Source organism: Pseudomonas sp. HMSC063H08 (genome assembly GCF_001813645.1).
GTDB lineage: Bacteria > Pseudomonadota > Gammaproteobacteria > Pseudomonadales > Pseudomonadaceae > Pseudomonas > Pseudomonas aeruginosa.
Map to the genome: position 1 here is coordinate 3,955 of NZ_KV813438.1, position 25,514 is coordinate 29,468.

The 25,514-nt window shown below is 65.5% G+C and carries 20 protein-coding genes and 1 pseudogene; 15 read left to right on the top strand and 6 right to left on the bottom strand.

The genetic code is table 11. The features are described 5' to 3' along the window. The 4 genes and pseudogenes from HMPREF2924_RS14310 to HMPREF2924_RS14325 form a co-directional block, all read left to right on the top strand. A pseudogene (locus HMPREF2924_RS14310) lies at window positions 1-201 on the top strand (TerC family protein); the annotation flags it as partial. A gap of 229 nt (window positions 202-430) precedes the next feature. Then, window positions 431-1,060, top strand: a complete 630-nt coding sequence (locus HMPREF2924_RS14315; RefSeq protein WP_003096365.1) for a LysE family transporter — start codon at window positions 431-433, stop codon at window positions 1,058-1,060. 104 nt (window positions 1,061-1,164) lie between these two features. Beyond that, window positions 1,165-3,066, top strand: a complete 1,902-nt coding sequence (locus tag HMPREF2924_RS14320; RefSeq protein ID WP_003123698.1) for a cytochrome c/FTR1 family iron permease — start codon at window positions 1,165-1,167, stop codon at window positions 3,064-3,066. A 66-nt stretch (window positions 3,067-3,132) separates the two neighbouring features. Further along, on the top strand, window positions 3,133-3,615 hold the full coding sequence (locus HMPREF2924_RS14325) for a YaiI/YqxD family protein (protein WP_003136094.1): 483 nt from the start codon (window positions 3,133-3,135) through the stop codon (window positions 3,613-3,615). Here the strand turns inward: HMPREF2924_RS14325 and HMPREF2924_RS14330 are convergent. From HMPREF2924_RS14330 to HMPREF2924_RS14340, 3 genes are all read right to left on the bottom strand, one after another. Beyond that, the gene (locus HMPREF2924_RS14330) at window positions 3,600-4,073 is read right to left on the bottom strand and encodes a thioesterase family protein (protein WP_003096359.1); all 474 of its coding nucleotides are present in this window, start codon (window positions 4,071-4,073) and stop codon (window positions 3,600-3,602) included. The two genes, HMPREF2924_RS14325 and HMPREF2924_RS14330, sit on opposite strands and share 16 nt — an antisense overlap. A 95-nt stretch (window positions 4,074-4,168) precedes the next feature. Continuing rightward, window positions 4,169-4,837 carry an isoprenoid biosynthesis glyoxalase ElbB gene (gene elbB, locus HMPREF2924_RS14335; RefSeq protein ID WP_003096356.1) on the bottom strand — a complete coding sequence of 223 codons (669 nt, stop codon included), beginning with the start codon at window positions 4,835-4,837 and terminating at the stop codon, window positions 4,169-4,171. A gap of 164 nt (window positions 4,838-5,001) precedes the next feature. After that, the gene (locus HMPREF2924_RS14340) at window positions 5,002-5,592 is read right to left on the bottom strand and encodes a DedA family protein (protein WP_003096354.1); all 591 of its coding nucleotides are present in this window, start codon (window positions 5,590-5,592) and stop codon (window positions 5,002-5,004) included. 243 nt (window positions 5,593-5,835) lie between these two features. Here HMPREF2924_RS14340 and hemB point away from each other — a divergent pair, with 243 nt between their 5' ends. Together hemB and ppk1 are read left to right on the top strand one after the other, a co-directional pair. Then, window positions 5,836-6,849, top strand: a complete 1,014-nt coding sequence (gene hemB / locus HMPREF2924_RS14345; RefSeq protein WP_003096352.1) for a porphobilinogen synthase — start codon at window positions 5,836-5,838, stop codon at window positions 6,847-6,849. 17 nt (window positions 6,850-6,866) lie between these two features. Next, entirely contained in the window at window positions 6,867-9,077 is a 2,211-nt protein-coding gene (gene ppk1, locus HMPREF2924_RS14350) for a polyphosphate kinase 1 (RefSeq protein WP_003096343.1), read from the top strand. On the opposite strand, the gene ppx is transcribed toward ppk1, so the two are convergent. Then, complete coding sequence (gene ppx, locus HMPREF2924_RS14355) at window positions 9,064-10,569, bottom strand: exopolyphosphatase (RefSeq protein ID WP_003099207.1); 1,506 nt, start codon at window positions 10,567-10,569, stop codon at window positions 9,064-9,066. The genes ppk1 and ppx overlap by 14 nt on opposite strands. Window positions 10,570-10,767: 198 nt before the next feature. Here ppx and trxA point away from each other — a divergent pair, with 198 nt between their 5' ends. The 5 genes from trxA to HMPREF2924_RS14380 all read left to right on the top strand — a co-directional run bounded on the left by trxA (window position 10,768) and on the right by HMPREF2924_RS14380 (window position 17,169). Then, the gene (trxA, locus tag HMPREF2924_RS14360; RefSeq protein WP_003096336.1) at window positions 10,768-11,094 is read left to right on the top strand and encodes a thioredoxin TrxA; all 327 of its coding nucleotides are present in this window, start codon (window positions 10,768-10,770) and stop codon (window positions 11,092-11,094) included. A gap of 244 nt (window positions 11,095-11,338) precedes the next feature. Then, window positions 11,339-12,598, top strand: a complete 1,260-nt coding sequence (gene rho / locus HMPREF2924_RS14365; protein ID WP_003096334.1) for a transcription termination factor Rho — start codon at window positions 11,339-11,341, stop codon at window positions 12,596-12,598. 69 nt (window positions 12,599-12,667) lie between these two features. Next, complete coding sequence (locus tag HMPREF2924_RS14370; RefSeq protein WP_023094939.1) at window positions 12,668-14,656, top strand: acyltransferase family protein; 1,989 nt, start codon at window positions 12,668-12,670, stop codon at window positions 14,654-14,656. A gap of 78 nt (window positions 14,657-14,734) precedes the next feature. Further along, complete coding sequence (ubiD, locus tag HMPREF2924_RS14375) at window positions 14,735-16,201, top strand: 4-hydroxy-3-polyprenylbenzoate decarboxylase (RefSeq protein WP_003096332.1); 1,467 nt, start codon at window positions 14,735-14,737, stop codon at window positions 16,199-16,201. Further along, window positions 16,201-17,169: a CDP-6-deoxy-delta-3,4-glucoseen reductase gene (locus HMPREF2924_RS14380; protein ID WP_003096331.1), complete on the top strand. Its 969-nt coding sequence runs from the start codon at window positions 16,201-16,203 to the stop codon at window positions 17,167-17,169. Before ubiD ends, HMPREF2924_RS14380 begins: the two co-directional genes overlap by 1 nt. A gap of 36 nt (window positions 17,170-17,205) precedes the next feature. Here HMPREF2924_RS14380 and glpT read toward each other — a convergent pair whose 3' ends face one another. Beyond that, a complete protein-coding gene (glpT, locus tag HMPREF2924_RS14385; RefSeq protein ID WP_003096330.1) occupies window positions 17,206-18,552 on the bottom strand; it encodes a glycerol-3-phosphate transporter in 1,347 nt (448 codons plus the stop codon). 249 nt (window positions 18,553-18,801) lie between these two features. Next, the gene (locus tag HMPREF2924_RS14390) at window positions 18,802-19,779 is read right to left on the bottom strand and encodes an NADPH:quinone oxidoreductase family protein (protein WP_003096329.1); all 978 of its coding nucleotides are present in this window, start codon (window positions 19,777-19,779) and stop codon (window positions 18,802-18,804) included. 154 nt (window positions 19,780-19,933) lie between these two features. Here HMPREF2924_RS14390 and HMPREF2924_RS14395 point away from each other — a divergent pair, with 154 nt between their 5' ends. The 4 genes from HMPREF2924_RS14395 to HMPREF2924_RS14410 all read left to right on the top strand — a co-directional run bounded on the left by HMPREF2924_RS14395 (window position 19,934) and on the right by HMPREF2924_RS14410 (window position 25,508). Beyond that, complete coding sequence (locus HMPREF2924_RS14395) at window positions 19,934-20,353, top strand: flagellar basal body-associated protein FliL (RefSeq protein ID WP_003096328.1); 420 nt, start codon at window positions 19,934-19,936, stop codon at window positions 20,351-20,353. Window positions 20,354-20,559: 206 nt separating this feature from the next. Continuing rightward, a complete protein-coding gene (locus HMPREF2924_RS14400; protein ID WP_003136086.1) occupies window positions 20,560-21,633 on the top strand; it encodes an HlyD family secretion protein in 1,074 nt (357 codons plus the stop codon). Continuing rightward, complete coding sequence (gene rbbA / locus HMPREF2924_RS14405; protein ID WP_003110670.1) at window positions 21,630-24,380, top strand: ribosome-associated ATPase/putative transporter RbbA; 2,751 nt, start codon at window positions 21,630-21,632, stop codon at window positions 24,378-24,380. The genes HMPREF2924_RS14400 and rbbA overlap by 4 nt, the downstream gene beginning before the upstream one ends. Window positions 24,381-24,383: 3 nt before the next feature. Then, on the top strand, window positions 24,384-25,508 hold the full coding sequence (locus HMPREF2924_RS14410; protein ID WP_003110669.1) for an ABC transporter permease: 1,125 nt from the start codon (window positions 24,384-24,386) through the stop codon (window positions 25,506-25,508). Window positions 25,509-25,514 lie beyond the last annotated feature (6 nt).

Below are 25,514 nucleotides of genomic sequence, written 5' to 3' on the forward strand. Positions count from 1 at the left end.
ATGCTCGCCCTGTCGTTCCTCATCGTGGTCGGAACCGTGTTGGTGGCCGAGTCCTTCGAAGTGCACGTGCCGAAAGGCTACGTCTACTTCGCCATGGCCTTCTCCCTGGCGGTGGAGGCGCTGAACATCCGCTTGCGCGGGGCCATGGCGCGCAAGCGCGGCGAAGAGCCGGTGAAGCTGCGCAAGGGTTCGCCGGACTGAGAGCGTTCGGGGCCAGGGCGAATAGCCGCATCGCGGTGGTCCGCCCAACATGGCTGAGCGCGTATCCTCGGGAAAGCCCGGCATCTGCCGGGTTTTTTCTGTCCGCCAGGTTGCGCCCGCAAAGGTTGGGCGAGGCGCGTGGTCGGAAAACCTGTGCGGCTGCTCCGCCTTGGTGCACACTGGCTTTTTCGTTCCCGCCGCCAGCCGCGTTCGCTTTCCGAGGTGTGCAATGCTCGTCAGTACCTGGTTCGCCTTCTTTCTCGCCTGCTGGGCCATCAGCCTGTCGCCGGGCGCCGGAGCCATCGCCTCGATGTCCTGCGGGTTGCAGTACGGCTTTGCGCGAGGCTACTGGAACGCGCTGGGCCTGCAGATCGGCCTGGCCCTGCAGATCGCCATCGTCGCCGCCGGCGTCGGTGCGTTGCTGGCGACCTCGGCACTGGCTTTCAGCCTGATCAAGTGGTTCGGCGTGGCCTACCTGGTGTACCTGGCGGTGCGCCAGTGGCAGGCGCCGCCACAGGCCTTGAGCACCGATGGCGAACGGCCTTTGGGGCGACCGTTGACCCTGGTGCTGCGTGGTTTCCTGGTCAACGCCAGCAATCCCAAGGCGGTGATCTTCATGCTCGCGGTGCTGCCGCAGTTCATCGACCCGCACCAGCCGCTGCTGGCGCAGTACCTGATCATGGGCGGCACCATGATCGTCGTCGACCTGATCGTCATGGCCGGCTACACCGGACTGGCTGCGCGCGTGCTACGCGTACTGCGTTCGCCGCGCCAGCAGAAGCTGGTGAACCGTACCTTCGCCAGCCTGTTCGTCGGCGCCGCGGGGCTGCTGGCGACGGTACGCCGAGCGCCGCTCTGAGCCGCCCGACACGCCGACGGGCGTGATTGTTACAGAGTATTTCTTGCATGGGCGGGAAGGCGAAGGGACAATTTAATCTCTTCCATTCTCACTTCGTCTTCGCCATGCACCCTCCGAAAATCCTGCTGTGGCTGCTGCCGCTGGTCTGCGCGTTCAGCCTTGGAGCTATTGCCGACACGGCCGTCGACCCCTCCCAAGCCTTGCATCTGTTGAGTTACCTGGCGGCCGACTATCCGCCGACCGTGGCTGACGGCAAGATCGTCGACCCCAGCGAATACCAGGAACAGGTGGAGTTCGTTGGCAACCTGCAGGCATTGGTCCTGACCCTGCCGATGCGCCCCGAGCGCGCCGAGCTGGAGAGGGGGGTCGCCAGCCTGCGCCAGGCCATCGAGCAGCGCTTGCCGGGAAGGGACGTGGCCCTCCAGGCGCGCAACCTCGAGGCACGGGTGGCGGATATCTACCAGGTGGTGCAGACCCCCGCGATCACCCCCGACCCGAGCCGCGCAGCGCCGATCTATGCCCAGCAGTGCGCGATCTGCCATGGCGATGCGGGCAAGGGCGACGGCCCCGCCGGCATCGGCCTGGAACCGCCGCCGGCGAACCTCACCGATCGCCAGCGCCTCGACCACCTGAGCCTCTACGACCTGCGTAACGTCATTGGCCTGGGCGTGGCCGGCACCGACATGCCGGCGTTCGCCGACCAGCTCGACGAACGCCAGCGCTGGGACCTGGCCAGCTATGTGGCCGGCCTGAGCGCCGGCAGTGCGCAGCCGGACAAGGCCCATGCCTACCCGCTGGCGACCCTGGCCACGCAGACTCCGGCCGAAGTCGCCGAGCACGACGGCGAGGCCGCTGCGGAGAGCTTCCGCGCCCTGCGTGCGCATCCGCCGCTGGAGCAGCGCGGTCCTGGGCAATTGATCGACTATACCGCCGCCACCCTGGACAAGAGCTTCGCGGTCTATCGCGAAGGCGACCGCGACCAGGCCTACGACCTGTCGGTGGCGGCCTACCTGGAAGGCTTCGAGCTGGTGGAAAGCTCGCTGGACAACGTCGACGCCGATTTGCGCCGCTCCACCGAGAAGCAGCTGATGGCCTACCGCCAGGCGTTGCGCGATGGCCTCCCGGAAACCCAGGTGGCGCAACAGCTGGAGCTGGCCAAGGGCAAGCTGGCAGAGGCCGCCAAGCAGCTTGGCGGCGACTCGCTGAGTTTCTCCATCAGTTTCGTTTCCGCCCTGTTGATCCTGTTGCGCGAAGGGGTAGAGGCAATCCTGGTGCTTGCCGCCATCCTCGCCTTCCTGCGCAATACCGGGCAGGAAAGTGCCGTGCGTGGCGTGCACGTCGGCTGGGGGCTGGCCTTCGTCGCTGGCTTCGCCACCTGGGCGTTGGCCGCCTATGTGATCGATATCGGCGGTGCCCAGCGCGAGCTGATGGAGGGCTTCACCTCGCTGTTCGCCTGCGTGATGGTGCTCTGGCTCGGCGTCTGGATGCACGACCGCCGCCACGCGGCAGCCTGGCAGGACTACATCCGCAGCAGCCTGGTGGGCGGTGGTGGACGCTTCGGCTTCGCAGTGCTGGCGTTCTTCTCGGTCTACCGCGAGTTGTTCGAGGTCATCCTGTTCTACGAAACCCTCTGGTTGCAGGCCGGACCGGCCGGGCACAATGCCGTGATCGGCGGCGCAGCGACCGCCGTGGTCCTGCTGATCGGCCTGGCCTGGGTGATCCTGCGTGGCTCGGCGAAACTGCCGCTGGGGTTGTTCTTCAGCATCAACGCGGCGTTGCTCTGTGCGCTCTCGGTGGTGTTCGCCGGACATGGCGTCATCGCCTTGCAGGAAGCCGGGGTGATCGGCACCCGTCCGGTGCCGTTCTTCGACTTCGACTGGCTGGGGATCAAGGCCGACGCCTATTCGCTGTCGGCCCAGGCCATGGCGCTGGTGGCCATCGCGCTGCTCTACGGACGTAGCCGGATCGTCGAGCGCCGGCGTGCGGCGGCCAACGCGGCCGACTGAGCGGGTTCGCGCAACCACGACGGCCAGTGCGATACTGGCCGTCGTCATTTCTACGGAAGTCCGTTCATGCGTATCTGGATCGATGCCGACGCCTGCCCCAAGGCGGCCAAGGAACTGGTCTGCAAGTTCGCCCTCAAGCGCAAGCTGGAAGTCTGGATGGTCGCCGGCCAGCCGCAGGTCAAGCCGCCGTTCGCCTGCGTGCGTCTGGTGGTGGTGGAAAGCGGGATGGATGCGGCTGACGATTACCTGGTGGAGCAGGCCGAGCCGGGCGACCTGGCGATCTGCAGCGACGTACCGCTGGCCGATCGGCTGATCAAGAAACAGGTTGCCGCCCTCGATCCTCGCGGCCGCGAGTTCGACGCGCGGAACATGGGCGATAAGCTGGCCATGCGCAACCTGATGGCCGACCTGCGTGACCAGGGGCAGATGGGCGGCGGCCAGGCGCCCTACGCTGAGCGTGACCGCCAGGCGTTCGCCAACGCCCTGGACCGCCTGCTCACCCGCCTGCAGCGGGAAGCCGATCTACGCGCGAGTCAGCCGCACAGATAGGTACCGGTACCGACGGCGACCAGCGTGCCGTCGTCGCTATGCAGTTCCGAGCGCACCACTGCGACCTTGTTGCCCGAGCGAAGCGGCACCGCATGGGCGGTGAACGTCCGGCCGCGTCCCGGGCGCAGGTAGTCGACGCGCAAGTCGATGGTGCCGAGCTTCGACAGCCGCGCCATGCGCTCGTGGCCTGGCAGTTCGCGATGCCGTTCGAGGGCGCCGATCAGGGCCATCGCACCGCCGGTGACGTCGAGCAGGCTGGAGATCACCCCGCCGTGGAGAATGCCCTGGACGAAGTTGCCGATCAGTTCGTCCTTCATCGGCAGGTCGAGGACTACCCGCTCGCGGCCGAGGCTCGCCACGCGGATCCCGAGCATGCGGTTGAAGGGGATGCGCTGGAAGAAATCCGCCACCAGTTGGTGGACGTCGTCAGGCAGGGCGGGGGAGGGCGTTTCGCTCATCGCGGCGTCTCGATTCGATGGTTTCGAGACGCACGCTGGCGTAGCGGCACGGATTTGAAAAGGGCGGCGGCGCGACCGCCCTCGTGCTTGGCCGATCAGGCCTTGTCCTGGTCCACCAGTTCGAGCACCCGGTCGACCAGCTTGTTGATCCCGGAAGCGGCTTCGGCGATCGACTGGGCGAGCATGTAGGCCGGGGTGGTCACCAGCTTGCGCGCGCTGTCTTCGACGATCTCGTCCACCGGCGCGTCGATGTGCTCGGCACCCATCTGCTTCAGCGAGTCGGCGGTGTCGGCGTCGTTGCCGATGGTGCATTGGACGCCGGCACCGTAGATCTTCGCCGCCATCGCCGGAGCGATGCAGATCAGCCCGACTGGCTTGCCGGCTTCGGCGAAAGCCTTGGCCAGCGCCAGCACGTCCGGCTGCACCTGGCATTGCGCGCCGTTGATGGCAAAGTCGCTGAGGTTCTTCGCAGCGCCGAATCCACCGGGCACGATCAGCGCGTCGTAGTCCTCGGCGCGGGCTTCGCGCAGATCCTTGACTTCGCCGCGGGCGATACGCGCGGACTCGACCAGGACATTGCGGCTTTCCGGCATTTCCTCGCCGGTCAGGTGGTTGACCACATGGTGCTGGGCGATGTTCGGCGCGAAGCATTGTGCCTCGGCGCCGCGCTGGCTGAGGCGGAGCAGGGTGATCACGCTTTCGTGGATTTCCGCGCCATCGTAGACGCCACAACCGGAGAGGATGACGGCAACTTTCTTGTGCATGAGGCTTACTCCTTGGGAACGCAGGATCCGGACCGGACGGGCCTGGCCGGGGTCGGTATCGCGCAAGCATAGCGAGCCGCCGGCCCCGGCGGCCAGCCGGAGCGGAGGGTACAAGGAGTTGGAGTGTGCGAAGGGGCCGGCTGTTCAGTCGCGCCGGCGCGGGTTCACTCGGATTTGTCGGCGTTGCCGCCCGCGCCGTTGCCGCGCGGTGTCTTGAAACGCCGCCATAGCCAGAGCAGCAGGCCCAGCACGATCAGGCCGCCGAGGACCATGAGTTCGTATTTCTTGATGTTGCCGAGCATGCCTTCCAGTACGCTGCCGAAATAGTAGGCGGCGGAGCCCAGCGCGGCGGCCCAGACGATGGCGCCGATGCCGTTGAGAAGAAGATAGCGGGCCGGTGGATAGCCGGACAGGCCGATGGCCACCGGCATCACCGTACGCAGGCCGTAGACGAAGCGGAAACTCAGCACCCACAGGTCAGGATGGCGGCGCACATGGTCCAGCGCCTTGTCGCCGAGCTTCTGCCAGCGCGGCTTGCGCGCCAGCAACCGGCGTCCGTGGCGGCGTCCGAGGAAGTACCAGAGTTGGTCACCGGCGTAGCTGCCGAGGAAGGCGGTGAGAATCACGGTATCCAGCTGCATGTAGCCGCGGAAGGCAAGGAACCCGGCCAGCACGAGAATGGTTTCGCCCTCGAAGAAAGTACCGAGAAAAAGGGCGAAATAGCCGAAGTCCTGCAGGAATTGTTGGAGCATCATCGGGGCAGCGAAGCGAAATGAACGCGCAGCCTAACTCGGTTGAGGGCGTGGGGAAAGCGCGATCGTCACGGCCCAGGTCATTGATTGTGCAATGAATGGCCTTTGCCGCTGGCTTTTTGCGATGATTGGCGGTGCGGCAGGATGCCGCGACCTTGAGTCACTGTCGTCGCTTGTTGCCAATCCGTCATAATCAGGGACTATAACTGTCACACTGTGCCCGTTATCTGGGCCCTGGAGTAAACCGTGAGCTTCACTCCCGCCAACCGCGCCTATCCCTACACCCGCCTGCGGCGCAATCGCCGCGATGACTTCTCCCGCCGCCTGGTCCGCGAGAATGTCCTCACCGTCGACGACCTGATCCTGCCGGTGTTCGTCCTCGATGGGGTCAACCAGCGTGAAAGCATTCCGTCGATGCCCGGCGTCGAGCGCCTGTCCATCGACCAGTTGCTGATCGAGGCGGAAGAGTGGGTGGCCCTGGGCATTCCGGCGCTGGCGCTGTTCCCGGTGACCCCGGTGGAGAAGAAGTCCCTGGACGCCGCCGAGGCATACAACCCGGAAGGCATCGCCCAGCGCGCCACCCGCGCCCTGCGCGAGCGCTTTCCGGAGCTGGGCATCATCACCGACGTGGCGCTCGACCCGTTCACCACCCATGGCCAGGACGGCATCCTGGATGACGACGGTTACGTCCTCAACGACGTCAGCATCGACGTGCTGGTACGGCAGGCGCTGTCCCACGCCGAGGCCGGCGCCCAGGTGGTAGCGCCCTCGGACATGATGGACGGTCGCATCGGTGCGATCCGCGAGGCCCTGGAGTCTGCCGGTCACACCAATGTGCGGATCATGGCCTACTCGGCCAAGTACGCCAGCGCCTACTACGGTCCGTTCCGCGATGCGGTCGGCTCGGCTTCGAACCTCGGCAAGGGCAACAAGGCCACCTACCAGATGGATCCGGCGAACAGCGACGAGGCACTTCACGAAGTGGCCGCCGACCTGGCCGAAGGCGCCGACATGGTGATGGTCAAGCCGGGCATGCCCTACCTCGACATCGTGCGTCGGGTGAAGGATGAATTCCGCGCCCCGACCTTTGTCTACCAGGTCAGCGGCGAGTATGCGATGCACATGGGCGCCATCCAGAACGGCTGGCTGGCCGAATCGGTGATCCTCGAATCCCTTACCGCCTTCAAACGTGCCGGCGCCGATGGCATTCTGACCTACTTCGCCAAGCAGGCCGCAGAACAATTAAGACGGGGGCGTTGACCCCCTCGGGAAGATGAATGAATACGCAGCAAGGACTTGATGAGATCGAACGTATCGCCGCCGACGAAACCGTAGTGGCGAACGTGGAAAGCGAAGCAGAAGTGAAGATGGCCGAAACGATCCCGGTGGAAACGCCACCTGCGGTGGTTCCCAGCGTGGATGACAGCAGCCTGTACATTCATCGCGAGCTCTCCCAGTTGCAGTTCAACATCCGCGTGCTGGAACAGGCGCTGGACGAGTCCTACCCGCTCCTGGAGCGGCTGAAGTTCCTCCTCATCTTCTCGAGCAACCTCGACGAATTCTTCGAGATCCGCATCGCCGGCCTGAAGAAGCAGATCACCTTCGCCCGCGAGCAGGCCGGCGCCGACGGCCTGCTGCCGCACCAGGCCCTGGCGCGGATCAGCGAGCTGGTCCACGAGCAGGTATCGCGGCAGTACCGGATCCTTAACGAGACCCTGTTGCCGGAGCTGGCCAAGCACCAGATCCGCTTCATCCGCCGGCGTCACTGGACGCTGAAGATCAAGACCTGGGTGCGGCGCTTCTTCCGCGACGAGATCGCGCCGATCATCACCCCGATCGGCCTCGACCCGACCCACCCGTTCCCGCTGCTGGTGAACAAGAGCCTCAACTTCATCGTCGAGCTGGAGGGGATGGATGCCTTCGGCCGCGACTCCGGCCTGGCGATCATCCCGGCGCCGCGCCTGCTGCCACGGATCATCAAGCTGCCGGAAGACGTTGGCGGCGAGGGCGACAACTACGTGTTCCTGTCGTCGATGATCCACGCCCACGCCGACGACCTGTTCCCCGGCATGAAGGTGAAGGGCTGCTACCAGTTCCGCCTGACCCGCAACGCCGACCTGTCGGTGGACACCGAGGATGTCGAGGACCTGGCCCGCGCGCTGCGCGGCGAGCTGTTCTCGCGTCGCTACGGGGACGCGGTACGCCTGGAGGTGGTGGATACCTGCCCGCAGAACCTGACCAACTACCTGCTCAAGCAGTTCGGCCTGTCCGAAAGCGAGTTGTACAAGGTCAGCGGCCCGGTCAACCTGACCCGCCTGTTCAGCGTCACCGGCCTGGAAAGCCATCCGGAGCTGCAGTACCCGCCCTTCACCCCGGCGATCCCGCGTCTTTTGCAGAAGAAGGAAAACCTCTTCAACGTCCTCAGCAAGCTCGATGTGTTGCTGATGCACCCGTTCGAGTCCTTCACCCCGGTGATCGACCTGCTGCGCCAGGCCGCCAAGGATCCGAACGTGCTGGCGATCAAGCAGACCCTGTACCGCAGCGGCGCCAACTCGGAGATCGTCGACGCCCTGGTCGAGGCGGCACGCAACGGCAAGGAGGTCACCGCGGTGATCGAGCTGCGCGCCCGCTTCGACGAAGAGTCCAACCTGCAACTGGCCAGCCGCCTGCAACAGGCCGGCGCGGTAGTGATCTACGGCGTGGTCGGCTTCAAGACCCACGCCAAGATGATGCTGATCCTCCGTCGCGAGGACGGCGAACTGCGCCGCTACGCGCACCTGGGCACCGGCAACTACCATGCCGGCAACGCTCGCCTGTACACCGACTACAGCCTGCTGACCGCCGACGTGGCGCTCTGCGAGGACCTGCACAAGCTGTTCAACCAGCTGATCGGGATGGGCAAGACGCTGCGCATGAAGAAGCTGTTGCATGCGCCGTTCACCCTGAAGAAGAACCTGCTGGAAATGATCAACCGCGAGGCGGCCCAGGCGGCGCTCGGCCAGCCGGCGCACATCATGGCCAAGGTCAACTCGCTGACCGATCCGAAGGTCATCCGCGCCCTGTACAAGGCCAGCCAGGCCGGGGTCAGGATCGACCTGGTGGTGCGTGGCATGTGCTGCCTGCGGCCAGGCATCCCGGGGGTCTCGCACAATATCCACGTGCGCTCGATCATCGGACGCTTCCTCGAGCACAGCCGCATCTACTACTTCCTCAACGGCGGCGACGAGAAGCTCTATCTATCCAGCGCCGACTGGATGGAGCGCAACCTCGACATGCGCGTCGAGACCTGCTTCCCGGTGGAAGGCAAGAAGCTGGTGCAGCGGGTCAAGAAGGAACTGGAAACGTACCTGACCGACAACACCCAGGCCTGGGTGTTGCAGGCCGACGGTAGCTACCAGCGGCTCAGCCCCACCGGTAACCAGAACCCCCGCAATACCCAGGCGACCCTGCTGGAGAAGCTGGCCGCGCCGGTGCTTACCGCACGTTGAGGCTGTAGCCGACCCGCTTGAGCCATTCGGCTTCCTGGGCGAAGTCGGCCTGGGTCAGCGGGTTGGCTTCCAGCCAGCCCTCGGGGAAGGTCACCGAAAGGCTCTTGGGCTCTGCCTTCAGGCGCACCGAGGGCATTTCCTGGGTGCCGCGAATGTGGTGGAAGAGGATCGCGAAGCGCAGCACGATGCACAGGCGCACCAACTTGTCGCCTTCCGCGGCGAACTCCGCCAGCTTATCCGCCGGAATGTTGCGGCGGTGGCCGCGTACCAGTAGCGACAGCATCTGCTGGTCCTGGCGCGAGAAGCCAGCCAGGTCGGAGTGCTCGATCAGGTAGGCGCCGTGCTTGTGGTAGTGGTAATGGGCGATGTCCAGGCCGATCTCGTGGACCCGTGCGCCCCAGCTCAGCAGGTCGCGGTGCAGTTCGTCGTTCAGCTCCCAGGCGTCGCCGACTTCGGCAAGCACCTTGAGGGCCTTGGCCTCCACCCGCGAAGCCTGCTCCGGATCGACGTGGTAGCGCTGCATCAGCGAACTGATGGTGCGTTCGCGCACGTCCTCGTGCTGGTGACGGCCGACCAGATCGTAGAGAACGCCTTCGCGCAGGGCGCCCTCGGAGTGAACCATCTGCTCCAGTTCCAGCGCGTCGAAGATTGCTTCGAGAATGGCCAGTCCGGCCGGGAAGATGGTCCGGCGGTCCGGCTTGATCCCCTCCAGATCGAGCTTCTCCACGTCGCCGAGCTTGAGCACCTTGCGCTTCAGCCAGGCCAGTCCGTCCGGGCTGATCTCGCCGTTGCCGTGGCCGCCGGCCTTGATCGCCAGCGCCACTGCGCGGATGGTGCCGGAGGCGCCGACCGCCTGTTGCCAGCCGAGGCGCCGCAGGCTGTTCTCGATGCCCATCAGTTCCAGGCGTGCGGCGGTGTACGCCTGGGCGTAGCGGGCCGGGGTGATCTTGCCGTCGCGGAAGTAGCGTTGGGTGTAGCTGACGCAACCCATCTGCAGGCTTTCCCGCAGCTCGGACTCGAAACCCTGGCCGATGATGAACTCGGTGCTGCCGCCGCCGATGTCGCTGACCAGCCGGCGACCGCCGCTGTCGGGCATGCTGTTGGCGACGCCAAGGTAGATCAGGCGGGCTTCCTCGCGGCCGGAGATGACTTCCACGGGATGGCCGAGAACCTCTTCCGCACGACGGATGAAATCGCTGCGGTTGCGCGCCTCGCGCAAGGCGTTGGTCGCGACCACGCGTACGGAACCCTGGGGCATGCCGCTGATGAACTGGGCGAAGCGGCGCAGGCAGTCGAGGCCACGCTGGGTGGCCTCCTCGCTGAGATTGCGCTCCTCGTCGAGGCCGGCGGCCAGTTGGACCTTCTCGCCCAGCCGTTCGAGGATGCGGACTTCGCCGTGGATATTGGCCTTGGCCAGACAGAGGTGGAAACTGTTGGAACCCAGGTCCAGGGCGGCAATCAGCGGGAATGCCTCGGCAGGTTTTTGCGGCATGCTTTGCAAGTCCATTGGAAAACTGCGCCATCCTGCCACGATAGGGCGAGGGTCGCCAATGCGGCAGCCGATCAATCGGGAATCAGCCGACCAACGATAGAGACTCTCAATCGGCTGCGCCTTCCGGCGAGGGTCAAGGCGGGATATGATGGTCGGCACTTTCGCGTTTCAATTCGCGTCCGACTACGGAGAGATTTCATGAGCGAACATATCGTCAACGTTACTGATGCCAGCTTCGAGCAGGACGTGCTGAAGGCCGACGGCCCTGTGCTGGTGGACTACTGGGCCGAGTGGTGCGGTCCGTGCAAGATGATCGCGCCGGTGCTGGACGAAGTCGCCAGGGACTATCAGGGCAAGCTGAAGGTCTGCAAGCTGAACATCGACGAGAACCAGGACACCCCGCCGAAGTACGGCGTGCGTGGCATCCCTACCCTGATGCTGTTCAAGGACGGCAATGTCGAGGCGACCAAGGTCGGCGCACTGTCCAAGTCGCAGCTGGCGGCCTTCCTCGACGCCAATATCTGAGCCGGGCCCAGGCCTCGCTGGAAAGCCCCGCGATTCGCGGGGCTTTTTTTTGCGTTTCTATAGACGCCACGCGGCCACGGTGTTAAATTCGGGTTCGCGACGTTTTTTCCGTCGCCTTCTGCATGCCGTCCCGGACGCACTTCCTACTCGAACTTTCTAGCGCTCCTGTCGCCCCCTTGCGACACGGCTTTCCCAAGCTCGACGCTTTCTCCAATTCCTCTTTCTGCGTACCTATCTCTTTCCTATGAATCTGACCGAACTCAAGCAAAAGCCGATTGCCGAACTGCTGGAAATGTCCGATGCCATGGGCCTGGAAAACATGGCCCGTTCGCGCAAGCAGGACATCATCTTCGCCCTGCTGAAGAAGCACGCGAAAAGTGGTGAAGAGATCTCCGGCGATGGCGTGCTGGAGATTCTTCAGGACGGCTTCGGCTTCCTGCGCTCCGCCGACTCTTCCTACCTGGCCGGCCCCGACGACATCTATGTCTCGCCGAGCCAGATCCGGCGCTTCAACCTGCGCACGGGCGACACCATCATCGGCAAGATCCGGCCGCCGAAAGAGGGCGAACGCTACTTCGCCCTGCTCAAGGTCGACTCGATCAACTTCGATCGTCCGGAGAATGCGAAGAACAAGATTCTCTTCGAGAACCTGACGCCGCTGTTCCCCAACGAGCGGATGAAGATGGAAGCCGGCAACGGCTCCACCGAAGACCTGACCGGCCGCGTCATCGACCTCTGCGCGCCGATCGGCAAGGGCCAGCGCGGCCTGATCGTGGCGCCGCCGAAGGCGGGCAAGACCATCATGCTGCAGAACATCGCCAGCAACATCACCCGCAACAACCCCGAATGCCACCTGATCGTCCTGCTGATCGACGAGCGCCCTGAGGAAGTGACCGAAATGCAGCGCACCGTGCGCGGCGAAGTGGTCGCCTCGACCTTTGACGAACCGCCGACCCGTCACGTACAGGTCGCCGAGATGGTGATCGAGAAGGCCAAGCGCCTGGTCGAGCACAAGAAGGACGTGGTCATCCTGCTCGACTCCATCACCCGTCTGGCGCGGGCCTACAACACCGTGATCCCCAGCTCCGGCAAGGTGCTCACCGGCGGTGTCGACGCCCATGCCCTGGAGAAGCCGAAGCGCTTCTTCGGCGCCGCGCGGAACATCGAAGAGGGCGGTTCTCTTACGATTCTCGCCACGGCGTTGGTGGAAACCGGCTCGAAGATGGACGAGGTGATCTACGAGGAATTCAAGGGTACCGGCAACATGGAACTCCCATTGGATCGCAAGATCGCCGAGAAGCGCGTGTTCCCGGCCATCAACATCAACCGTTCGGGTACCCGCCGCGAAGAGCTGCTGACCAGCGAGGACGAGCTCCAGCGCATGTGGATCCTGCGCAAGATCCTGCACCCGATGGACGAGATCTCCGCGATCGAATTCCTCATCGACAAGCTCAAGCAGACCAAGACCAACGATGAGTTCTTCGATTCGATGAAACGAAAGTAGTCTTCGAGAGTACCAAACAAAGGCGCTCCGGTTGACCGGGGCGCCTTTTGCATATCTGGAGGGACGTGGATGTCGAGCCTGGCCTATCGAAGGGACATCGATGGTTTGCGAGCGTTGGCCATTCTGCCGGTGGTGTTCTACCACCTTGGCTTGGGGGGCATCACCGGCGGCTATGTGGGCGTCGATGTTTTCCTGGTCATTTCCGGCTACCTGATCACTTCGATCATCCGGCGCGAGCAGCAGGCCGGACGTTTCAGCTTCGTCGACTTCTGGGCGCGCCGGGCACGCCGCATTCTCCCCGCGCTGTTCGTGATGATGGCGGCGAGCCTGGTGATCGGCTGGTTCCTCATGGCGCCGCGCGACTACGAAGAGTTAGGGCGTTCGGTTCGCTACCAGACGATGTTCGCCTCGAACATCCTGTTCTGGAAGCAGGATGGCTATTTCGACGCCGCGTCCGAATTCAAGCCGCTATTGCATACCTGGTCGTTGTCGGTGGAAGAGCAGTTCTACATTCTCTTCCCTCTACTGCTGGCCGCGGTCTCCGGGCGTCTGCTGCGCTGGCGGCTCGCCATCCTCCTCGCGGTCCTGGCGCTATCGCTGGCGGCCAGCGTCTGGGCGGTGAACCAGCGACCTGGCAGTGCATTCTTCCTCCTGCCGATGCGCGCCTGGGAACTCCTGGCGGGTGCCGCGCTGGCATTGCTGCCGGGCGGTAGCCGCGGTCATTCGCAGTGGTCCCTGCAACTGGCGGCCACCCTCGGGATAGCGGCGATTCTCCTGCCGGTGTTCTTCTACGACAGCGACACTCCTTTCCCCGGCCTCGCGGCGCTGCCGGCGGTGCTTGGCACCGCCCTGCTGATCTGGGCCAACGGCGCCGGCGACACCTGGGCTCGCCGCCTGCTGGGCTGGCAACCGCTGGTCTGGTTCGGTCTGATCTCCTATTCGCTGTACCTCTGGCACTGGCCGTTGTACGTCTTCGTCCAGTACCACGCACTGGAGACCCTGGGCCTGCCGGCACGCCTGGGGTTGCTGGCGGCGAGCATCGGCCTGGCGGCACTGTCGCTGTACTACGTCGAGGCACCGTTCCGCGAGCGCAAGCTGTTCGCCGGGCGCCGGCAGATGCTTGGCGCGGCGCTGTGCAGCTTGCTGCTGCTGGGAGTCGTCGGCCAGTTGGTGCGGCATTACGACGGCGTGCCGTCGCGTCTTTCCGAGGAAGCCTTGCGTTATGCCAAGGCGTCCAAATGGCGCGATGGGCAGACCGACTGCATGTTCGACAAGAAGGCGCTCAGTCAGGAAAGCATCTGCCGCTTCCCGGCGGAACTGGCTGCCGAACGACCGCTGCTGGTCAGTTGGGGCGACAGCCATTCCGCGGCGTTGAGCCCGCTGCTGCGCGAACTGGCTACCAGTCGCCGACTGCCGATCTGGCAGGCTTCGCTGGCGGGCTGTCCGCCGTTGCTGGGGATGTTGGAAAAGGACACTTGCCTGCGTTTCAACCAGCAGATGCTCGAGTTCGTCGAACAGCAGCGGCCGGGCGGGGTGATCCTCGCCGGGCGCTGGGACATGTATATATACGGCGACTCGCAGGACGGTACCCGCAACATTCTCCGCGAGCCGGACGACACGCCGGACAGCTCGATCGCCGAGGCGCTGCTGCGGCAACGCCTGAGCGGGATGATCGAAAGGCTGAACGCGGCCGACGTACATGTCTGGCTGGTCAAGGACGTACCGCTGCTGCCATTCAAGGCACCGGCGCGGCTGGTGCGGCTGAGTCTGAGCGGGGAGGATGTCGGGCGCGCACGTTTTCCCTTCGCTGAGCACACTGCGCGCGTCGCCTACGTGAATGCGCTGTTCGATGCGCTGGCCGAAGGCAACCCGCGGGTGAGCGTGATCGACCCCTCCAGCGTGCTCTGCGATGGCCGGGATTGTTTCGCCGAACGTGATGGCTGGTCGCTGTACATGGATAACAACCACCTTTCGACCCAGGGGGCCCATGAACTCGGGCCTTTGTTCGAGCCGATGCTACAGAGCCTCGACGACTCGCGGATCGCCAGCCAGCAGTGACCGAATGCCGCGTTTGCCTGCTGCCGGATGGGCCGGGAGCAGGTAGGATGTGGGGTCTTGCAGTGAATGGTTAGGCCAATGACGTTCAAGGATCTCCGCGATTTCATCGCCCAGCTGGAGCAGCGCGGTGCGTTGAAGCGCATCCAGGTGCCGATTTCCCCCGTGCTCGAGATGACCGAGGTGTGCGACCGCACGTTGCGCGCCAAGGGCCCGGCATTGCTGTTCGAAAAGCCGACCGGCTTTGACATGCCGGTACTCGGCAACCTGTTCGGTACGCCGGAGCGCGTGGCGCTGGGCATGGGCGCCGAGGACGTCGGCGCGCTGCGCGAGATCGGCAAGCTGCTGGCGCAACTCAAGGAGCCCGAGCCGCCGAAGGGTCTCAAGGACGCCTGGGCCAAGCTGCCGATGTACAGGAAGGTCCTGTCCATGGCGCCGAAGGTGCTCAAGGACGCCCCCTGCCAGGAAGTGGTCGAGGAGGGCGAGGATGTCGACCTCGGCCGGCTGCCGGTCCAGACCTGCTGGCCGGGCGATGTCGGGCCGCTGATCACCTGGGGCCTGACCGTTACCCGCGGGCCGAACAAGGAACGGCAGAACCTGGGCATCTACCGCCAGCAGGTGATCGGCCGCAACAAGGTGATCATGCGCTGGCTCAGCCATCGCGGCGGCGCACTGGACTACCGCGAGTGGTGCCAGAAGCATCCGGGCCAGCCCTATCCGGTAGCCGTGGCGCTGGGCGCCGATCCGGCGACCATCCTCGGTGCGGTGACGCCGGTGCCGGACACCCTTTCCGAATACGCTTTCGCCGGCCTGTTGCGCGGGCATCGTACCGAGCTGGTCAAGTGTCGCGGCAGCGACTTGCAGGTGCCGGCCAGCGCCGAGATCGTCCTCGAAGGGGTGATCCACCCCGGCGAGATGGCCGACGAAGGTCCCTATGGCGATCACACCGGCTACTACAACGAGGTCGATCGCTTCCCGGTGTTCACCGTCGAGCGCGTCACCCGCCGGCAGAAACCGATCTACCACAGCACCTACACCGGGCGTCCGCCGGACGAGCCGGCGATCCTCGGGGTGGCACTGAACGAAGTGTTCGTGCCGATCCTGCAGAAGCAGTTCCCGGAAATCGTCGATTTCTACCTGCCGCCGGAAGGTTGTTCCTACCGGATGGCGGTGGTGACCATGAAGAAGCAGTACCCAGGGCACGCCAAGCGCGTGATGCTCGGGGTCTGGTCGTTCCTGCGGCAGTTCATGTACACCAAGTTCGTCATCGTCACCGACGATGACATCGATGCGCGCGACTGGAACGATGTGATCTGGGCCATCACCACGCGGATGGACCCCAAGCGCGACACGGTGATGATCGACAACACGCCCATCGACTACCTCGACTTCGCCTCGCCGGTCTCCGGCCTCGGCTCGAAGATGGGGCTTGATGCCACCCACAAGTGGCCGGGCGAGACCAGCCGCGAATGGGGGCGCGCCATCGTCAAGGACGAAGCGGTGACACGGCGCATCGACGCGCTCTGGTCGAGCCTCGGGATCGACTGATGCGTATCGTCCTGCAACCGTCCGGCGCCTGCCTCGAGCTGCTGCCGGGGGAACGCATCCTCGATGGCGCCCGGCGGCTCGGCTACGATTGTCCGCAGAGCTGCCGCAACGGCAACTGCCATATCTGCGCGGCGCTGCTGGTGGAGGGGCGGGTACGCCAGAACGGCGAGGTACGCGATCATGGCGAACTCTTCACCTGCCTCGCCGAGCCGCTGGAAGACTGCGTGCTGCATTGGGACGGGGTGCTGGCGCCGGGTGAACTGCCTCTGCGCAAGCTGACCTGCCAGTTGAGCTTCTGCGAAGAGGTCGGCGGCGACGTCTACCGGGTCGGCCTGCGCGCGCCGGCCGGCAAGCCGCCACGCTATCACGCCGGGCAGTACCTGTTGCTGGAGCGTGACGGCGGCGACAGCGCGGCGTTTTCCCTGGCCTCCGCACCGCATGCGGGACGCGACCTGGAGTTGCACATCCTGGCCAAGGAAGACAGTGCCGTCGCGCTGATCGCGCAGTTGCAGCGCGAGCGCCTGGCACGGATCCAGCTGCCGTTCGGCGACGCGCACCTGGCGGAACTGCCCGACGGTCCGCTGGTGCTGATCGCCGCGGGAACCGGCATGTCGCAGATGCACAGCCTGATCGAGCACTGTCGCGCCGCCGGCTTCGCCCATCCTGTACATCTCTACTGGGGCGTTCGGCGTCCGGAGGATTTCTACCGACTGCCGCACTGGACGGAGTGGGAAGGCCTGCCGAACCTGTTCCTGCACCGGGTGGTCAGCGACCTCTGTGGCTGGGAGGGGCGTTGCGGCTTGCTGCACGAGGCGGTGCGTGAGGATTTCGCCGACCTGTCGAGCCTGCATGTGTATGCCAGCGGCTCGCCGGCGATGGTCTACGCGACCCTGGATGCCCTGGTCGAAGCAGGGATGGACGCGCACCAGATGCGCGCCGACGTGTTCGCCTACGCGCCGCGGGACTGAACGCGGCTCCGGCCTGGCGCCGGAGCCGCCGCGTCATCAGCCGGCTTGCTGCGGCGCGGCCTGGACCGCGGGTTTGCGCAGGGTCAGGCAGAGGAACAGGATGGCCAGCAGGCAGGCGCCGATCAGCAGCTTGAAGCCACCGTCCCAGCCGAAGTGGTCCACCGTGTAGCCGACCAGGGCGTTGGCCGCCACCGAGCCGCCGAGGTAGCCGAACAGACCGGTGAAGCCGGCGGCGGTGCCGGCCGCTTTCTTCGGCGCCAGCTCCAGGGCCTGCAAGCCGATCAGCATCACCGGGCCGTAGATCAGGAAGCCGATCATGATCAGCGCGGCCATGTCGATCGCCGGGTTGCCGGCCGGGTTCAGCCAGTAGATCAGGGTGCCGACGGTCACCAGGATCATGAACACCACGCCGGTGGCGCCGCGATTGCCCTTGAACAGCTTGTCCGACAGCCAGCCGCAGAGCAGGGTGCCGGGAATCCCCGCCCATTCGTAGAAGAAGTACGCCCAGGACGACTTGTCGACGTTGAAGTGCTTGGCCTCCTTGAGGTAGGTCGGCGCCCAGTCGAGCACACCGTAGCGCAGCAGGTAGACGAACACGTTGGCCAGGGCGATGTACCAGAGCAGCTTGTTGCGCAGCACGTAGGTGACGAAGATCTCCTTGGTCGACAGCTCGCGCTCGTGGTGTTCGTCGTAGCCTTCGGGGTAGTCGTCCTTGTGCTTCTCGATCGGCGGCAGGCCGCAGGATTGCGGGGTGTCGCGCATGGCGAAATAGGCGAACACGGCTACGCCCACGGCGACGATGGCCGGCACGTAGAAGGCCGAGCGCCAGTCGCCGAACAGCGCCAGGCCGAGCAGGAACAGCGGGCCGATCAGGCCGCCGCCGACATTGTGGGCGACGTTCCACACCGAGACCACGCTGCCGCGCTCCTTCTGCGACCACCAGTGGACCATGGTCCGTCCGCTCGGCGGCCAGCCCATGCCCTGGGCCCAGCCGTTGATGAAGAGCAGGACGAACATGATGGCGACGCTGGAGGTAGCCCAGTGCGCGAATCCGAAAATGAACATCACCGCCGCCGACACCAACAGGCCGAACGGCAGGAAGACCCGTGGGTTGGAACGGTCCGAGACCAGGCCCATGATGAATTTCGACAGGCCGTAGGCGATGGCGATGGCCGACATCGCGACGCCCAGCTGGCCGCGACTGTAGCCGTCCTCGATGAGGTAGGGCATGGCCAGGGAGAAGTTCTTGCGCAGCAGGTAGTAACCCGCGTAGCCGATGAAGATACCGGCGAAGATCTGCCAGCGCAGGCGCCGGTAGGTGCTGTCCACCTCGGCATCGGGCAGTGGCGCCTGGTGTGGCGCGGGACGAAAGATTCCGAACATCGCGAGCTCCGCTTGTTGTTGTGTCGCGCCTTTTTACGCGGTTGCGAACACTACATTTTTCGTAAATGAAAAAATAGCGGAAATGTTACAGGTTGAGTGCATTGGTCGGAAATAAGAAAGCCCCGGTCGGAAACCGGGGCCTTCATAGGGGAAAAACATCTGACAGCGTGGGCCTCGGCCGGTGTATCGCTCCGGCCCGCCATGCCTTTCTCCGCAGGGGCGGGAGGCAATACTCGCCGCCTTCGTGGCTCAGCGAACCTCCACCACCACCTTGCCGACCGCCTTGCGCTGGCCGAGGGCGTCGATGGCGTCACCGGCCCGTTCCAGCGGGAAGCGCTGCGACACCAGCGGTTTCAGCTTGCCTTCGGCGTGCCAGGCGAACAGCTGGCGGAAGTTGTCAGCGTTGTCCTGCGGCTGGCGTTGGGCGAACGATCCCCAGAACACGCCGACCAGCGAGGCGCCCTTGAGCAGGGTCAGGTTGGCCGGCAGCGAAGGGATGCTGCCGCTGGCGAAGCCGACCACCAGCATCCGTCCGTTCCAGGCGATGCTGCGGAAGGCCTCCTCGAACAGTTCGCCGCCCACCGGATCGTAGATCACATCGACGCCCTGGCCGCCGGTCAAGGCCTTGAGCTGCTCGCGCAGGCTACCTTCGCTGTAGTTGATCAGTTCGTCGGCGCCGGCGGCCTTGGCCACGGCGAGCTTGTCGGGGGTACTGGCGGCAGCGATCACCCGGGCGCCCATGGCCTTGCCGATCTCCACGGCAGCCAGCCCGACCCCGCCGGAAGCGCCGAGCACCAGCAGGGTCTCGCCGGGTTGCAGGTTGGCGCGCTGTTTCAGGGCGTGCATCGAGGTGCCGTAGGTCATGCCGAAGGCGGCGGCGCTGGCGAAGTCCATGCCTTCGGGTATCGGCATCACGTTATAGCCGGGCACCTTGACCTGCTCGGCGAAGCTGCCCCAGCCGGTCAGGGCCATGACCCGGTCGCCGGGCCTGACGTGGGCGACCTTTTCGCCGACCGCGGCGACCACTCCGGCCGCCTCGCCGCCCGGGGAGAAGGGGAAGGGCGGTTTGAACTGGTACTTGCCCTCGATGATCAGGGTGTCTGGGAAGTTGACCCCGGCGGCGTGCACATCGAGGAGGATTTCGTTCTTCGCCGGGCTCGGGCTGGCGATTTCTTCCAGGACCAGGCTGCTGGCCGGGCCGAAGGCTTTGCAGAGGACGGCTTTCATCGGGGACGCTCCAGTTTGCGGTCCGGCCAGTGTAGGAGGGAGACGCCGGGGGTCAATCAGCATCGCCGCAACTGATGGTTGTCCATAAACCCCGGGCTTGGGCCCGGCCGAGAGTCTGGCTATGCTTGCCGGCATTCGTCGAGGAGATGCGCCCGTGAGAACCCCCATTGCCCTGTCGCTGGCCCTGTGCCTGAGTCTGTTCCCGTCGTTCGCCTCGGCCGAGGAGGCCGCGCCGGAAGGCGAGGGCGCGAACAAGCCGGTCTACGTCGACCTGACCCCGGCGCTGGTCGGCAACTACGGCAGCGGGCCGCGCCTGCAGTACTACAAGGCCGACATCGCCCTGCAGGTGGCCGACAAGGACGCGGCGACCAAGGTCGAGCATCACGAGCCCTTGATCCGCAACCAGTTGATCATGCTGTTCGCCCAGCAGACCGACCAGAGCCTGGGTACGGTCGAGGCCAAGGAAAGCCTGCGCCAGGAGGCGCTGAAGCAGGTCCAGCAGACCCTCGAGCAGGAAGAGGGCAAGCCGCTGGTGACCGACCTGCTGTTCAACAACCTCATCGTCCAGCCCTGAGGTCAACTATCCGTTCTGTCCCGCGCTCCCGGATGCGAGGCTCCGGGGATTCTGCTTTCCTGTGAGGTTCGGTCGGGCGCGTCTGACGTGCATCAACACCTGCGCGCCGCCCTGGAGGGACAATCGAGCCAGTGAAGTCCGCGGCGGCCGCGCTTTCCAGCGTGAGCGTCATCGCCGCGGCCTGGCCGAACGTGCGAGGAGAAGGGATGAAACAGGAAAGCAAACGGTGGCTGAGCCGTGCCCTGGTCGTGGCGGCGCTGCTCGGCGTAGGCGTGCTGGTCTGGCAGGTATCGCGACCGACCGGCCTGGGCGAGGGATTCGCCAGCGGCAACGGACGCATCGAGGCCACCGAGGTGGACGTGGCGGCCAAGCTTCCCGGGCGGGTCGCCGAGATCAAGGTCGACGAGGGCGACTTCGTCAAGGCCGGCGAAATCGTCGCGCGGATGGATACCCAGGTGCTCGAGGCGCAGTTGGCCCAGGCCCAGGCCCAGGTGCGCCAGGCGGAGAACGCCAAGCTCACCGCGACCTCGCTGGTGGCCCAGCGCGAGAGCGAGAAGAGCACCGCCCAGGCCGTGGTGGCGCAGCGCCAGGCCGAGCTGACAGCGGCGCAGAAGCGCTTCACCCGTACCGAGGCGCTGGTCAAGCGCAATGCCCTGCCGCAACAGCAACTCGACGACGATCGGGCGACCCTGCAGAGCGCCCAGGCGGCGTTGTCCGCGGCACGCTCGCAAGTGATTTCGGCGCAGGCGGCGATCGAGGCCGGGCGTTCCCAGGTAATCGAGGCGCAGTCGGCCATCGAGGCGGCCAAGGCCAGCGTCGCCCGGCTCCAGGCGGATATCGACGACAGCCTGCTCAAGGCGCCGCGCAACGGCCGCGTGCAGTACCGCGTGGCACAGCCGGGGGAAGTGCTGCCGGCCGGTGGCAAGCTGCTCAACATGGTCGACCTGGCCGACGTCTACATGACTTTCTTCCTGCCATCCATGCAGGCCGGCAGGGTCGGACTGGGCCAGGAAGTGCGCTTGGTGATCGACGCGGTGCCGGACTACGTGATCCCGGCCAAGGTTTCCTATGTCGCCAGCGTCGCCCAGTTCACCCCGAAAACGGTGGAAACCGCCAACGAGCGGGAGAAGCTGATGTTCCGGGTCAAGGCGCGGCTCGATCCGGCGCTGCTGGAAAAATACATCACCTACGTCAAGACCGGCGTGCCCGGAATGGCCTACCTGCGACTGGACCCTGAGGTCGAGTGGCCGGCCAACCTGCAGATCAAGGTTCCGCAATGACCGCTGGCGGGAGCGGCGTGGCGAGCCTCCGGGGCGTTTCGCTGCGCTACGGCGAGACGCGCGCGGTGGACGACGTCAGCCTGGAGATCCCGGCCAACCGCATGGTCGGCCTGATCGGTCCGGACGGGGTCGGCAAGTCCAGCCTGCTGGCGCTGCTGGCCGGCGCACGGAAGATGCAGGATGGCGAGATCCGCGTGCTCGATGGCGACATGCGCGACCGCCGCCACCGCCGGGCGGTCTGCCCGCGCATCGCCTACATGCCCCAGGGGCTGGGCAAGAACCTCTACCCGACGCTCTCGGTGTTCGAGAACGTCGACTTCTTCGGTCGGCTGTTCGGCCACGACAAGGCCGAGCGCGAGCGGCGCATCGCCGATCTGCTGCAAAGCACCGGATTGGCGCCGTTCGCCGAGCGTCCTGCGGGCAAGCTGTCCGGCGGCATGAAGCAGAAGCTCGGGCTGTGCTGCGCGCTGATCCACGATCCCGACCTGCTGATCCTCGACGAGCCGACCACCGGCGTCGACCCGCTGTCGCGCAACCAGTTCTGGGAGCTGATCGGCCGTATCCGCGCGGGCCGCGAAGGCATGAGCGTGCTGGTCGCCACCGCCTACATGGAGGAAGCCGAGCGCTTCGACTGGCTGGTGGCGATGGATGACGGAAAGGTCCTGGCCACCGGTACGCCGCAGGAGCTGCGCGAGCGTACCGGGACGCAGAGCCTCGAGTCGGCGTTCATCGCCCTGCTGCCGGAAAGCAAGCGCGCCGGCCACCATCGATTGGTGATCCCGCCGCGACCGCAGAGCGAAGGCGCGCCGCGGATCGCCATCGAGGCCGAGGGCCTGACCTGTCGTTTCGGCGACTTCGTCGCGGTCGATCACGTCAGCTTCCGTATCGAGCGTGGGGAAATCTTCGGCTTCCTCGGCTCCAACGGCTGCGGCAAGTCCACCACCATGAAGATGCTCACCGGCCTGCTGCCGGCGAGCGAAGGCACGTGCGCGCTGTTCGGCCAGGCGGTGGACGCCAGCGACATGGCGACCCGTCGCCGGGTCGGCTACATGTCCCAGGCCTTTTCCCTGTATGCCGAGCTGAGCGTGCGGCAGAACCTGGTGCTGCACGCCCGGCTGTTCCACCTACCGGCGGATGGTATCCCGGCACGGGTCGGCGAAATGCTCCGGCGCTTCGACCTGGAGAAGGTGGCCGACGAGCTGCCCGACGACCTGCCGCTGGGCATCCGCCAGCGTCTGTCGCTGGCGGTGGCGGTGATCCACAAGCCGGAGATCCTGATCCTCGACGAGCCCACTTCGGGGGTCGACCCGGTGGCTCGCGACGGCTTCTGGGAACTGATGGTCGAGCTGTCGCGCCGCGACGGGGTGACCATCTTCATTTCCACCCACTTCATGAACGAGGCCCAGCGCTGCGATCGCATCTCGCTGATGCATGCCGGCAAGGTACTGGCCAGCGATACTCCCGATGAGCTGGTGCGCCAGCGTGGCCTGCCGACCCTGGAAGCGACCTTCATCGCGTACCTGGAAGAAGCCGCCGGTGCCGCCGCGCCAGCGCAACCGGCCGAGGCGCCGGCCGTCGCGGAGCAGCCCGGCGATGGCCAGGGGCGCCAGGCGCAACGCCAACGCTTCAGCCCCCTGCGGCTGTTCAGCTATGCGCGCCGCGAAGCCATGGAACTGCGCCGCGACCCGATCCGCCTGACCCTGGCCCTGCTCGGCACCGCGCTGCTGATGTTCATCATCGGCTACGGCATCAACATGGACGTCGAGGACCTCTCCTGGGCGGTCCTTGACCGTGACCAGACCACCACCAGCCAGGCCTACGCGCTGAATATCGCCGGCTCGCGCTATTTCGTCGAACATGCGCCGATCACCGATCCGGACGACCTCGACCGGCGCCTGCGCAGCGGCGAGCTGAGCCTGGCGGTGGAGATCCCGCCGAACTTCGGGCGCGATCTCAAGCGTGGCTCCGATCCTGCCATCGGCGTGTGGATCGACGGAGCGATGCCGACCCGTGCCAACACCGTGCTCGGCTACGTGCAGGGCCTGCACACCAGCTACCTGGCGGACCTCTCGCGGCAGGTGGGTGGGGCCGAGGCCAGCGCGGCGGCCAGCACCGAGGTGCGCTATCGCTACAACCCCGACGTGGAAAGCCTGAAGGCGATGGTGCCGGCGGTGATCCCGCTGCTGCTGATCATGATCCCGGCCATGCTCACCGCCCTCGGCGTGGTGCGCGAAAAGGAACTGGGCTCGATCACCAACCTCTATGTCACCCCGGTGACGCGCCTGGAGTTCCTGGTCGGCAAGCAGTTGCCTTACGTCGCCATGGGCATGATCAACTTCCTGCTGATGCTGGTCCTGGCCATCGTGGTATTTCGCGTGCCGCTCAAGGGCAGCTTCCTGGCGTTGACCATCGGCGCTTTCCTCTATGTGGTCACCAGCACCGGCCTCGGGCTGTTCCTCTCGACGTTCATGCGCAGCCAGATCGCCGCTGTATTCGGCGTGGCGATCGCCACCATGATCCCGGCGATCCAGTTCTCCGGGCTGATCCACCCGGTGTCCTCGCTGGAAGGTGCGGCGGCCTGGATCGGCAAGCTCTATCCGACCTCGCATTTCCTGGTGGTCAGCCGCGGCGCCTTTTCCAAATCGCTGGGCCTGCCCGATCTCTGGGCCTACTACCTGCCGCTTGCCGCTTCCATCGTGGTGCTGACCCTGCTCAGCGTGGCCTGCCTGAAGAAGCAGGAGGACTGAGCGATGCGCAGCCTGGCCAACATCTTCAACCTGGGCATCAAGGAGTTCCGCAGCCTCGGCCGCGACTACGCGATGCTGGCACTGATCGTCTGGGCCTTCACCCTGGGCGTCTACAGTTCCGCTACCGGTATTCCGGAAACCTTGCATCACGCGCCGATCGCGGTGGTCGACGAGGACCGCTCGCAACTCTCGTCGCGTATCGTCAATGCCTTCCAGCCCCCGTACTTCCGGCCGCCGGAAATGATCGGGCATGCCGAGATGGATCGCGGCATGGACGTCGGCCTGTATACCTTCACCCTCGATATCCCGCCGGACTTCCAGCGCGACGTGCTGGCCGGGCGCAAGCCCTCGATCCAGGTCAACGTCGACGCGACCCAGACCGGGCAGGCGTTCTCCGGCGCGGGCTACATCCAGAACATCGTCGCCACCGAGGTGCGCGAGTTCGTCAGCCGCTACCGCGCGGAGCCGAGCATGCCGGCGCAGATCGAGGTGCGCATGGAGTTCAACCCGAACCTGACCCAGGCCTGGTTCGGCGGGGTGATGGAAGTGATCAACCAGATCACCATGCTGTCGATCATCCTCACCGGCGCCGCGCTGATCCGCGAGCGCGAGCACGGCACCGTCGAGCACCTGCTGGTGATGCCGCTGTCGGCCTTCGAGATCATGATGGCCAAGGTCTGGTCGATGGGGTTGGTGGTGCTGGTGGCGGCGGGGCTCTCGTTGCAGTGGGTGGTGCGTGGCTGGCTGGACGTGCCGATCAGCGGCTCGGTGGGGCTGTTCCTGCTCGGCGCCGGATTGCATCTGTTCGCCACCACCTCCATGGGCATATTCCTCGGCACGGTGGCGCGTTCGATGCCGCAGCTCGGACTGTTGACCATCCTCGTGCTGCTGCCGCTGAACATCCTTTCGGGCGGCAGCACGCCACGGGAAAGCATGCCGGAACTGGTGCAGAACATCATGCTGGCGGCTCCGACCACGCATTTCGTCAGCCTGGCCCAGGCGATCCTGTTCCGCGGCGCCGGTTTCGACATCGTCTGGCCGCAGTTCGCCGGCATCGTGGCGATCGGTTCGGCGTTCTTCTTCGGCGCGCTCTGGCGTTTCCGCCGGACCATCTCGCAGATGGCCTGAGCGATG